Raw genomic sequence first — 13,088 nt, forward strand, 5'->3', positions numbered from 1 at the left:
CGCTGCGCTTACTAATGTTTTTGCTACATATTTATTTTGGTCGTTATCCCAAACATACACTCCAACATAAGCAGGATCGAACTTACTTAGGTTTTCCTGAATAAAGTTTACATCTGAATTATTATTAATTGGTAAATATGCAGTATACGGACTTCCAATAGCATTCCATTGCTCTGCTGCTACTCCAACGGAAAGATCGTTTGTTTGTAAAGTTCCTGTAAATGTTACTGATCCATTAGTTTCTCTTGATACAATATAGCTTTTTCCTTCTTCAAATGTAACTGTATCACTTGCTAAATCATCTACTGTATAATATACCCATTTAGTTCCATCTGCTCTGCTATCATCATAATGTCCCACTGCATATCTATTTGGTGTAACTGTAGTATTTATACGAATATCATTTGCTGAATTTTCTACAAATTGTTTTACACTTTGCCCTGAAACTGGCGCTGTAATCATACTCCATTTATTCGCTTCTAAGCCTGAACGTTCAAAAGTAACATTTCCATTTGCGGTTCCTTTTACTATAAATGTACCACTAGTAGTTGCTGATGATTGTATGTTTATTGCTTCTGTAGTACTAAAGTTTCCGTTTACGATTGCAACTCCATTATCTTCTACAGTAAATGAAGATAACTCCTCAATTCTTAAATCATTCATCTCAGCAATAACACCAGAACTTATAATTGGTGATGTAACCAAGACTGGTACTACTACATTTTGTGTTGTTTCTGCTACAGCATTTGAAGACCAGTTTCCATTATTTGTCCAATCTGTTCCATTTGCTCCAGTCCAAACTGCATCATTACAATCTTCGCTAAAACTTGCTGTAGCATCTTTATCCCACGTTGTTAAATATGCTGCAGAAGCATCGTCTACTTCAATACATGTCAAATAATCATTAAACCTAGCATTAAAATCAGTCATTAAATTATTGTTTCCGTTTCTAACATCTAATGCTACTAATAATGTTTGTGTAACCCCAAGTTCTTCTAATTGTGGACAATTGGTTACATCTAAATATGTGTACTGATTTTTACTTGCTCTAAGTTTCCTAAGATTTGGATTGTTTACTGTTAATGTTCTTATTTTGTTAGATCGTAATTCTACTTCTTCTAATGTTGGGATAACTGATAAATCTAATTCTGTTAAATCATTCTCTGCAACATCCAGAATTCTTAAGTTTGAATTACTAGATAAGTCTAATGTAGTTAAATCATTATAATCTAGATTTAATACTTCTAAAGCTGTAAACGCTTCAATACCTCCTAAATCTGTAATATCTAAACGACTTAGATCTAAATCAACTACAGTTTTAATTTTCTCCGTATACACCTGATTATCATTAGCAATTCCGTTCCCTAAACTTATAGCATCTCCAAGAACAACTACATTTCCATCAGCATCATGAGTTTCTAAATAGTTTTCAAAATTAGCATCAGCTATATATGTCACATCACAGTATAATGCGAAACTAGCTGTAGCATCTTTCACCCAAATGTCTGGATGCAATTGAACTACTTTATCGGCTTTAATACAAGTTAAACCAGGATTTCCTTGTGCATCAAACCATGTAAAATTATCGTTGTTTCCATTCGCTACATTTAACGATGTTAATTGGTTATTTGCTATACGTAATTGTACGATACTTGGATAATCGGATATGTCTAACTCCGTGAAATTATTATTGTTTAGGATTAATTGTCTTAACAAAGGATTCGTAGAAATATCTACAGAATTGATCCCCGTATTAGATAAACTCAAATTAGTTAGAGCAGTAAGTTTAGAAATGTCTACATCTCCTAAATTAGCATTATCGTCAAGATATACTTGCTCTAATAACACATTATTGGTTAAATCTAAACTTGCTAAATTGTTATTCGCTAAAGTAATTACAGTAAGCTTAGTATTCTTACTTAGATCTATACTTGTTAAGTTAGTATTATTACGACATCCTAAGAACCACATATCTCTAAAATCCTCAATACCTGTCATGTCTTCTACTAATCCATTATGTAAGTTAAAACCTTCAGAAACCTCAACTAAAGCTGTATATACATAATTGTCTATAACTCCATTACCATAACCGTTATTTTCTAAGAACGTTTCAAAAGCATCATCTGGTACGTAGGTTAATCTACAGTATTCTGCATAGTTTGCTGTTGCATCTTTTAACCATGTCCCTAATAATGCAGCAGCTGCTGGATCATCAACAGAAATACATGTTAAATTCGGGTTTCCTGTTACATCTACATTATCCAAATCAGCATTATTTCCACTTCTTAGATTTAAATTTGTTAGTAATGCATTTGTACATGATAAATTATCTAAGGTATTTTGATTTCCTAAATCTAAAGAAGTAAGCGGTGTAGTATTACACTCCAATCGACTTAAGTTTGTATTATTGCTCAAATCAATTTCAGCAATACTTGTAGTACTAAACGATAAGAAAAATAAATCTGTAAGATTCGTTACATCTAAACTTGTTAATGGATTTAAATCACAGTCTAAGTTTTCTAATAATGGGTTATTTTCAAGGTTTAATATTGTGATATTTGTGTTTTCACAGTATAAAGATGTTAAGTTAACTTGAGTACTTATATCAATTGTTCCTAATCTATTATTTGTTACTGTTAAACTTGTAAGATTATTATTACTAATATCTAAACTTGTTATATTATTATCTCCAACATTTAAAAATCTTAAACCAGTATTTGTTGCAATATCTAAAGCTGTTAAACTATTGTTTGCAGCCTCTAATCCCTCCAACACTGTTAATCCATTTATATTCAAACTTGTAATACCAGTATTTTCAAGGGTTACACTTTGTAATAGTGTATTATTTCTTAAATCTAAATCGGTATTAGTTAATGTATTATTATCTATCCAAAAACGAATTAAACTTTCGAAGTCTTCAATTCCTGTGAAGTCTTGAATACCCTCATTTCTTGGCGTTAATAATTGAATGACTTCTATTTTTGCTGTTGGTACTAAATTATCATCGATAACTCCATTACCTAAACTGTTGGAACTTCCTAAAGCAACGGTTCCTCCAAACTCGTTATGTGTTTCTAAATATGCTTCAAAGTTTGCATCTGGAATATTGGTAAATCGACAGTACTCTGCAAAATTTGCTGTAGCATCTTTTAACCAAACTGGTGCTGTTAAAAAAGCAGCAGTTGGATCGTCTACTTCAATACACGTTAAGTTTGGACAACTATCTACTTCAAATTCAGTAAAGCTACTGTTGTTTCCATTTCTTGCATTTAACTCTACTAATTCATTAATATTTCTAGCACTGAATTCTACTAAATTCGTATTCTTACTAATATCTATTGAAGTAATATTTGTTTCATCTAAACTTAAATCCTGAAGATTTGTTAAATGACTTACATCGTAAGATGATAATGGATTTCTAGATAAGTTTAACGTTTCAAGTGATGTATTATTCTGAGTATCTAATGATGTAAACTGGTTTAAAGAAGCTAAAATTCTTGTTAGGTTTACATTTGCACTCACATCAATAGTAGTTAATGTTGTTTCATGAATTTGTAAATCTTCTAATAAGATATTATTACTTATATCTAATCCTGTTAAATTGTTAGTAGAAATAATTAATTCTTTAAGCGCTGTATTTGTAGATAAATCTATAGTTGTAAGATTATTTCGAGATACATTTATTGTTTCTAATTGGGTTAATCCAGAAATACTAATACTTGTTAACCCCATATCATTAGCATCAACTCTCGTTAAACTTGTATTAGCAGTAAGATCTAAATTGGTATCGGTTAACGTATTATTGAATATAAACAAAGTTTCTAATGCTCTAAATTCTTCTAAACCTGTTAAATCCGTAATTCCTTGGAATGCTATAAATAAATTAGTGACACTTTCAATATTAGCTGTTTTTACAAAATTATCATTCGCTATTCCGTTCCCCATACTTGTTGGATCTCCAACAGCTACAAAATTATTATTCGCATCATGCGTTTCTAGATAATCTTCAAACCTATCATCCGGAACGTATGTCCAATTACAATCATCACTAAAATTAGCTGTAGCATCTTTCTCCCAACCTGATAAATAAGTTGCAGAAGGATCATCTACTTGAATACAAAATAAGTTAGCATTTCCAGTGGCGTATAATTCTATACTCCCACTATTATTTCCGTTTTTCATATTTAAAGATGTTAACTGCCCGTTTTGACATTCAACATATTCTAAATCTGGACTTGCACTAAAATCTAATTCTGTGATACCTGTATTGTTTGCATATACTTCAATTAATTTTGTAAGGCTACTTAAATCTAAAACTGATAAACCAGTATTGCTAACTCCAATATCTTCAAGGTTTATGTTACTTGAAACATCTAAAGAAGTTAGTGTTGGCATATCTTCAAGAAATAAATCTGTTAGATTGTTTAATCCATTTACATCAATAGTCGTTAATTGATTTTCTCCCGCACTAATTGTTTCTAATAAAGTATTGCTTGAAACATCTAATATGGTCAACGAGTTTCCACCTACATATAATCTTACTAGGTTACTATTATTAGAAACATCTAACGAGTTTAATACAACATTATCTCTTATTCTTAAATCTGATAATAACGTATTCCCACTTACATTTACTGTAGCAAAATTATTTCCATCAACATTAAAATAACTTAGGTTTGAGCTAGAACTTACATCAATACTAGATAGATTGTTATTACGAAATTCAAGACGTTCTAATTTTGTTAATCCAGAAACATCAACAGTATTTAACCCCATGTCTGAGCAATAAATTTCTGTTAAGTTTGAATTTGCTGTAAAATCTATACTTCCTGAAGTAATTGTATTGTCGAATGCTCTTAACTGTTCTAAACTTACAAAATCTTCTAAACCTGTTAAATCTGTAATTCCTTGGTTCGAAATGTTTAAATATGTGATATTTTGAATTCTTTCAGTTGCTACTTTATCATCATTTGCAATACCATTCCCCATACTTGTTGGATCTCCTAACGGAACAACTCCACCAGTTGCATTGTGTGTTTCTAAATAGGCTTCAAAATTATCATCTGGTATGTTAGTTTCTGTACAGAACAACTTATACTCTGTTTGTGCATCTTTTCTAGGGAATGTTGTATTTGCATACGTTACATCATCAACTGTAACACACGTTAATCCTGGATTGTTACGAATATCAAAATCATTAGGATTTAAATTCGTGTTATTTCCATTTTTAATATTTAGATATGTCAATTGATTAAACGCTACAGATAAATCTTCTAAAACCGTATTTTTTGAAACATCTAAACTTGTAATGCTATTACTTTCAGCAAATAGTTCAACTAACTTTAGGTTATTACTTACATCTAAACTAGTTAAATTGTTTTCGTATACCTGCAGTTCTACTAACTCTGGGTTTTGAGAAAGATCTAAGGTTGTTAAATTATTACCTACACAATCTAAATCTTCTAATAAAGGAAGAACGGTAACATCTAAACTGTTTAAGTTATTTTCATAACAAGTTAAGTCAGTTAGCTTTACATTATTAGAAACATTTAAACTATTTATTTGATTTCTAGCGCAGTTTATGGAAGTTAACTCAGTATTTTGAGAAATATCTAATGCTGTAAGCTGATTATTAAATACATCAATTCGAGTTAGTTTTGTATTATTACTCACATCTAACGAAGTCAACTCATTTCTAAAACATTGAATAAGGGTTAATTCAGTATTCTGAGAAATATTTAATGTCCTTACACCAGATTTATAACAATCTAATCTTTCTAATGCTATATTTTGTGATAGATCTATATTTTCAATTGTGTTATCATGACAGAATAATGTTTTCAACGCAACAAATCCTTCAATACCTGTTAAATCAGAAATTGATAAATTGTCGATATCTAATTCTTCAACACCTTCTATTCTTGAAGTAAATACTATATTGTCATTTGCAATACCATTCCCCATACTTGTAGCATCTCCTAAAGCAACTACATTTCCATCTGCATCGTGTGTTTCTAAATAATTTTCAAAATTATCGTCAGGAACACTAATTTCTCTACAATCTAAATTGAAACTGGTAGTAGCATCTTTTCTTGTAAAATTCGTTATTGCATAGGCTACATCATCCACTGCTACACATGTTAGACCAGGATTATTACGAATGTCAAAATCACCATTATTAAAATTTGTGATGTTTCCATTTCTCATATTGAGAGATGTTAATGCATTATTAGCACAAGACAAATCTTCTAAAACAGTATTTTGAGATACATCTAAGCTCGTGATTTGATTATCTTCAATAAATAATTCTACAAGCTTTACATTATTACTCAAATCCAAGCTAGTAAGAGCATTATTGTATGCCTGTAACTCTATTAACTCTGGGTTTTGAGTTACATCTAAAACAGTAAGTTGTGTATCAACACAATCTAAATTTTCTAATAATGAATTTTGAGTTACATCTATACTTCCTATAGGGTTGCTGTAAAAAGATAAGGTTTTTAATGCAGTGTTATTAGTAACATCAAGATTGTTGAGTTGATTGTTACTACAACCTAAAGTTTCTAGCATTGTATTCTGAGAAACATTTAAGCTTGTAATTTGGTTTCGTAAACAACTTACAAAAGTTAATGCCGTATTTTGTGATAAATCTAGGCTAGTAAGGTTATTTCTGCCTATAGAAAGGATTTGTAATGCTGCATTCTGCGAAAGATTAATACTAGATAATGAGTTATTAAAACAATTAAGATTTTGTACTGCTGTAAAATCTTCAATACCTGTGGCATCACTAATCGTTAATCCCGAAATATCCAAATCTGTCACATTTATTATTCGAGAAGTTGTTACGTAATTATCATTAACAATTCCATTTCCCATACTTGTAGCATCTCCTACAGCAACTACATTTCCATCTGCGTCATGTGTTTCTAGATAATTCTCGAAATTATCATCTGGCACATAAGTTTCTTGTGCTAAAAGTGAACTAAATAATAATAAAAAATTGATTAGAAGTAGTTTTGTTCTCATCCCCTATAACTTTAACAAATCGAATTCAAAGAAATTAATTTATCATGTGAAGGCCGAAAAAATCAACGGACAAAAAACGGACAAAAGAACTTTATCCTTTAATTTACAACACTTACACATTCCCTTATCATGTTTTTGATTCCATCAAAAACATGATATTACAAAGTTGCAATCTTCTTATTCCAAATACTATTTAATACGGTGGCAATAAGTGGTAATCTAAAACAAACAACTAAATAACAGTGAATTAAAAAATCATCCACAGCACATCTTTATCTCTAATTTGATTATTATTAGAACTTTAAAAAACTTTATATAATGCATTAAAAAATGAAGAAATATGGTAAACGCATTACTTATAACGAGTGATTTATTTAAAAAAAACTACTACATTACCAACTAACTTCGAAGTTAATTATTTAAGGCAAAGACAAATTAAAAACAGCTAAAAATATAGCTCTTCATTAACTTTCAGATTTTTACCGCTAATCGAATTGCTACTTACATTTACTATTTATAATACTACAAAATTCTCTTCTTTATTTAAGAAGCTTCTAAGTAATCTAGTAAAGAACTTCCTTTAGGAGCATTTATTTTTTTACGTAATCTAGATCTACTTCTTGTAACGCTATCTTGAGAAATGGCTAACATACTTGCAATTTCTTTTGTATCTAAATACAGCTTTTCCATTGCGATTAATCGTTCTTCAGCTTTTGTCAGTTCAAAACCTTTATTTTTAATACTAGCAAAAAAGTTTGGGTATACTCTTTTAAATTTTTCTTTAAAAGCATACCAATCTTCATTTGTAAGAATTTTAATTGCTGTTAAATCTTGTAATTTTTCAGCAGATTGTTGTGCTCCAATCTCTTCTTTTAAATTTTCAATTTCTTCTGTTAAAGATTGTTGTGTTTTACTTTTTTCTATTAGCAATTTTGTGTAAGCATTTAATTCTTTTTTATTGTCTGCTATTTTTTTTGCTAATTCTTTTCGTTTTAGCTTTCCTTGTTTCCAAATAGCATACGAAATCACAGAAGATAGTATTAGGATGAAAATAATTATAATCCATAATGTATCTTTTTTATTTTTTTCTATTTCATTATCCTTTTCTAATAATGCTATCGCAGCTTCTTTTTTGAAAATTTCATTGTCTTTTCTTTCTGTTTCGAATTGTGTTTGATAGTATAAAAAGGTATTTGTATTTATTTCACGGTCTAATGAATCTTTTGCCTTTAAATATTGAACAGCATGTTCGTAGGCTTTTTTATAATTATTCTTTAATGCATAAATCTCAGCCACTAGTTTTTCAGCTTTTACATAGGTACCTATATTGCTTATACGCCCTTTTTTAGATAGTATTTTATTTAAAGCTTTTTCTGCTTCGTTATACTTTCCTATCTTTTTATAATACAATGCTTTGTAGTATTGTATAAAGGTATTGTAGTATTCTGGTGCGTCTGTTTTTTCTTTTTGTTTTTCTGCTGCGATTAAATGCTTTTCTGCATTTTTTAAATCGTTCTTCTCTAAATAATACCGAAGACTATAAATTTCTACATAAGTTTTTGTGCGTTCTTGTTTTACGTTTGAAGTAATACTATCTATAAAGCTAACTGCTGAATCTATGTATTTTTTTGATTTTTTTAATTCTTTTTTATGGAAGTAATTTCCAGCCAAGTGTAGATACACTGTGGCAACACCTGCATAATTTTTAATTACTAACGCTTCTCTTAATGATTTTTTCTTTTCTAAAATAGCTTTATCATAAAATCGGTTGATCTCATACAATCCTCCCAGTTCTGTTTGCGCTAGGTTTGCATATTGTTTATCTCCTAAAATCGAATATAATTTATAGGCATTTTCATATCTATCTAACGCCTTTAAAAAATCTTTTAGATTTGTATATACCTGACCTGCAAAATAACGTGCATCTGCTGCAAAAATTGAATCTCCTGAGATTAGAAATAAATCTGCAGCTTCGTCATAATCTTTCGCTGCAACATCTAACAACTCTTTATTAAAATAAGCTCCCCCTCTTTTTAGTAACAAATGTGCTTCAGATTTCGTTTTTTTGAATTTTGGTTTTTCCTTTAGCATTTCTTCTACTACATAAATTGCAGAATCTGGCTTTCCTCCATAAATATGCTGTTGTGCAATAAATCTAGTTTTTGAAGCTGCTAAATCGTAATCACCTTGCTTTTTTGCTAATGATATTAGTTTTTCTAAATATATTTTTTGTTTAGGATGATTCGAGCGAATCATTTCCTTCGTTAATCTATCAAGAATTTTGAGTTGCTCCTCTTCACTGGTACTATGTTTAAACTTTTGCTGTAACGTATCTATTTTTGTTTGTGAGAAACTTACTGTAGTAATACATAACATTAAAATGGTTAAAAGATATTTCATGGTGATGAGGATTTAGATAATTAACAATTTAAATAGATTGTATGAATCTTTCTAATTCTTCTTTTGGAGCTAATTTCATTTTTTTTCGAATTCTATATCGTGTTGATTTAACTGAGTCTAGAGAAGCATTTCTTACTGTCATGATTTCTTTAATGGATAAATTTAAACGCAATAATGCACAAATCTCTCTCTCTGACTTTGTTAATGTAGGATATAATTCTCTTAGTTTGGCATCAAAACCTTTATTTACTTCATTAATTTTTGTTTGTACTTCAGATAATTTTCCTTCAGTTGTTACTTGTAATTGTAACTCTGACATCATTGAGTTAATTGCCGTTTTTAATTTACCCGTTGCTTCAGGAACAATTTCTTTACGAATTCGTTCTATAAGTTCTTCTTTAAATTCTAAACGCATGGTATTATCTGCAATTAGTCGTTTTGTTTCTTCTTCACTTGCTTTTATTTTTTGATCTAATAATTCTTTTTGAGCTCTTTCTTTTGCTAATTTTTCTTGTAAAACTTTTGAACGACTCTTATTATTCAAATAGAATAAAATTCCTATCGCTATTCCGCCAACAATTGTAATTAAAAATAGAATTTGGTAAAACTTCTTTTTAGCTGTAGCTGCTTCCGTTTTCAACTCTATTTCTTTCTTTTCTTGCTTAAATTCATTGTTTAGCTCTAAAGCTTGAATTTTTTTTATGTTTTCTATGTTATAAATAGAATCAGAATGTCTGTTGAATATTCTATAATTTTCATAGGCAGCTTTATAATCTCCCAACTGCGCATTTAAATAACTTTTACGTAAATATCCTTTAGATAATAACTGCCTGAATTTTTCTTTTTCTGCAATGGTTATAGACGAATCTATATATGCTAATGATTTTTTATATTCTTTTGTTTTTTTATATACACTAGAGGCATTTCTATATGTAGTACAAAGTGATGATTGTTTATTATTCTTTTTAGCATAATTTAAGTTGTATTCTATAATCGCAAGCGCTTTATCATACGCTTTCATATCTATGTATAAATTGACTAAATTATTGTTCACACGTTGAATATCATCTACACTATTTATAGATTAAAACAAACTCTTTGCTTTATTATAGAAAACCAATGCAGAGTCTAACTTTTTAATATGACGATAAGAAATCCCCATCATATTATACCCTGCTCCTATTCCATGAATATCATTTAAAGATTCCTTTACTGCAATTGATTTTTTATATAAATCAATTGCTTTTTGATGTTCCTTTTGGTATCGATATACCATTGCCATATTATGCAACACATCCGAAACATTTTGCTCGTCATTAAAATCATTGTAAATCCTTTTTGCTTTTAAATAATTTTCTAAAGCTTTGGGATATAGACCTTCTCTTCTTTTGATTACTCCTCCAACAACATAAGCATAAGCCAATTGTTTTTGACTTGCACTATCTTTTTTTTCTCCAATTAGATTAAATGCATCTGCTAATAATTCCTTCGACATTGCAAAGTCTCTATCGTATTGTAATTCTGCCAACGTTAGCATTGACTGAATTTTTTCATTACGGCTCTTTGTGCTTTTGATTTTCTCTTGCAGGTTTGCAATAGTATCGGAGATTTCTTGAGCTTTAGAAAGAAAAGTTACAAAGAAAAATAGTGTAGTCAACAAATACCTTATCATGGAATCAAAAATACTATTATTTATCAATTCCCCATCTTTTGATATTACTTTATGATTTTTTGAGTATAATGTTTTACGATTTCTCTTATAGAAATTAAGTTGATTGGAAACTCTAAGAAAACATGCATAAAGCTTAAGAAAAGTAGTACTATTAATCCTAATTTATAATTATATACGTATAATAATACGGAGAGTATCCAAACACATAAAAGCAATATTAATTTTGATTTGGTTATGTGTTTATGCCATCCTATTGTATTCGTTTTAGAAAACCAATTTAGATAGTGATAGGTGTATGCAAAAGATATGAATAACTGTATTTTAGCTGTAGTACTATCTGAAAAATTGAATGTTGTTCCATCTGATATTCCTAACAATTTAGATAGGCTTACATTGATAAGATAAAATTTATTCTCTACATATGTATTTTTTACATAAGTGGACATTATTTGCCAACCTTCATTTACGGGTAGTAAGAAAATACTAATGGGAACAATTGCTATTAAAAAAACATTGAAAAAACCAACTTTAGAGTTTTGTTTAATACTTCCATACCACATAAATAATAAGGTAAATACGTATACATGAATAATTGTTGGTAAAAATATTCCGAATACTAAATTAAATGTATTGTTCTGTACCAAAACAAAACTCAAAAAGATTGAAAAGATTAATGTTAATACTCTTTTATATAAGGTTTTGATAAACAAAAATGTAAACGCACTTAGTAAGCTTATAAAAATAGCTACGTTTGTATAGGCTCCAATACTTTTAACAAAACTCTTTGTTGATTCTTGAAACCACTTATTTAAAATATCAAGATTGAATAATGCAGGAAGAAATACTATAAACGCCGTCGTTAAGCAAATAGGCAACCAATATTTTTCTTTCAGAAAATAGGATTTATTTTGAATCCAATTAATCTCAGTTATATAATGTAAAGGTCCTAAAATAGCATAGGAAATCAGAAATAATTCGAATGGTAATAAATAGGCTAATAGTAAAGATATCAGTATTAAAACCGTATTAAATTTATCGACATTTACGTTATTAAACATTTGACTAAAATAAAAAAGCTTCACCTAAGATGAAGCTTTTTTATACATTAAATATTCTTGTGTTATTCTATGATCATTTTTTTCGTCGCTACCTTATGGTTATTTACATATAAGGTATAAAAATAGATTCCAACAGGTAAGGACGCACTATTAAAATACAATTCTTTTTCTCCTCTTTCTTTTAAATGCACAGTATCTATTATTTGCCCAGAAGTATTACTAAACACTATAGCTGCTTTTTCATACGTATCTGGCACGTAATATTTGATAGAAGTTGTTCCATTAAATGGATTTGGAATGTTCTGATATAAAATAGGTTGGTTTTTATTAGCAGTTAAATTTCCTCCATTGCTTAAAGTTCCTTCACATGCGCAACTTTCAATTGCTTCAACTCTAGTAATTAAATCATTAATTCTTTCCTCTTGCCTAGTTAGTTCTGCTTGTTGTGCAGCAACTAATGCTTGCTCAGTTTCTATTAAGGTTTGTTGTGCTGCTACTTGCGTTTGTAATGCTTCTATTTGTGCTTGTTGTACTTCTAAAATTGGAGATAAATCTACAGTAGCAGACGTTCCATTTTCTATTCCAATTGTTAATGTATTTCCAGAAAGTGTTGCTGATGTTAAATCTTGATTATCGGTTCCTGTTCCATCTCTTAAACTAGAAAGATCAATACTATTTCCATTACTGATACTTAAATCTGTTCCTGTAAAAGTTAATGTTTGATCATCTGTATTGTCCAAGTAACTTGATAAATCAACTGTAGTACCATCATTCGTTAAACTTAAAGTATTCCCAGTCAGTTCTAAATCTTGATTATCAGTTCCTGTTCCATCTCTTAAGCTAGATAGGTCAACGCTATTTCCATCACTGATACTTAAATCTGTTCCTGTAAAAGTTAATGTTTGATCATCTGTATTGTCCAAGTAACTTGA

Annotated in this window: 6 protein-coding genes (1 of these 6 only partly in view); all 6 read right to left on the reverse strand. The window is 29.4% G+C overall.

Features of this window, described 5'->3' with window-relative positions:
• Window positions 1-7,026 carry the 5' portion of a T9SS type A sorting domain-containing protein gene (locus ACKTTC_RS14785; RefSeq protein ID WP_408040619.1) on the reverse strand. 825 nt of this gene lie to the left of the window's left edge, so 7,026 of the gene's 7,851 nt are visible here — the first part of the coding sequence; it begins with the start codon at window positions 7,024-7,026; its stop codon lies off the left edge, out of view.
• A gap of 543 nt (window positions 7,027-7,569) precedes the next feature.
• Window positions 7,570-9,426, reverse strand: coding sequence for a tetratricopeptide repeat protein (locus tag ACKTTC_RS14790; protein WP_408040620.1), 1,857 nt, complete (start codon window positions 9,424-9,426; stop codon window positions 7,570-7,572).
• Window positions 9,427-9,454: 28 nt separating this feature from the next.
• On the reverse strand, window positions 9,455-10,447 hold the full coding sequence (locus ACKTTC_RS14795; protein ID WP_408040621.1) for a hypothetical protein: 993 nt from the start codon (window positions 10,445-10,447) through the stop codon (window positions 9,455-9,457).
• 63 nt (window positions 10,448-10,510) lie between these two features.
• On the reverse strand, window positions 10,511-10,963 hold the full coding sequence (locus tag ACKTTC_RS14800; RefSeq protein WP_408040622.1) for a tetratricopeptide repeat protein: 453 nt from the start codon (window positions 10,961-10,963) through the stop codon (window positions 10,511-10,513).
• Window positions 10,964-11,142: 179 nt separating this feature from the next.
• Window positions 11,143-12,156, reverse strand: a complete 1,014-nt coding sequence (locus tag ACKTTC_RS14805) for a hypothetical protein (RefSeq protein WP_408040623.1) — start codon at window positions 12,154-12,156, stop codon at window positions 11,143-11,145.
• Between the two features lie 62 nt (window positions 12,157-12,218).
• Window positions 12,219-13,079, reverse strand: a complete 861-nt coding sequence (locus tag ACKTTC_RS14810) for a T9SS type A sorting domain-containing protein (RefSeq protein WP_408040624.1) — start codon at window positions 13,077-13,079, stop codon at window positions 12,219-12,221.
• Between the last annotated feature and the right edge of the window lie 9 nt (window positions 13,080-13,088).

Origin of the sequence: Tenacibaculum amylolyticum (assembly GCF_964511145.1) — a bacterium.
Taxonomy (GTDB): Bacteria; Bacteroidota; Bacteroidia; order Flavobacteriales; family Flavobacteriaceae; genus Polaribacter; species Polaribacter amylolyticum.

What these genes read in the sequence shown, in the direction of transcription:
- ACKTTC_RS14790 (WP_408040620.1), bottom strand. Translation starts at nt 9,426, where the DNA reads ATGAAATATCTTTTAACCATTTTAATGTTATGTATTACTACAGTAAGT.
- ACKTTC_RS14795 (WP_408040621.1), bottom strand. Translation starts at nt 10,447, where the DNA reads ATGAAAGCGTATGATAAAGCGCTTGCGATTATAGAATACAACTTAAAT.
- ACKTTC_RS14800 (WP_408040622.1), bottom strand. Translation starts at nt 10,963, where the DNA reads ATGCTAACGTTGGCAGAATTACAATACGATAGAGACTTTGCAATGTCG.
- ACKTTC_RS14805 (WP_408040623.1), bottom strand. Translation starts at nt 12,156, where the DNA reads ATGTTTAATAACGTAAATGTCGATAAATTTAATACGGTTTTAATACTG.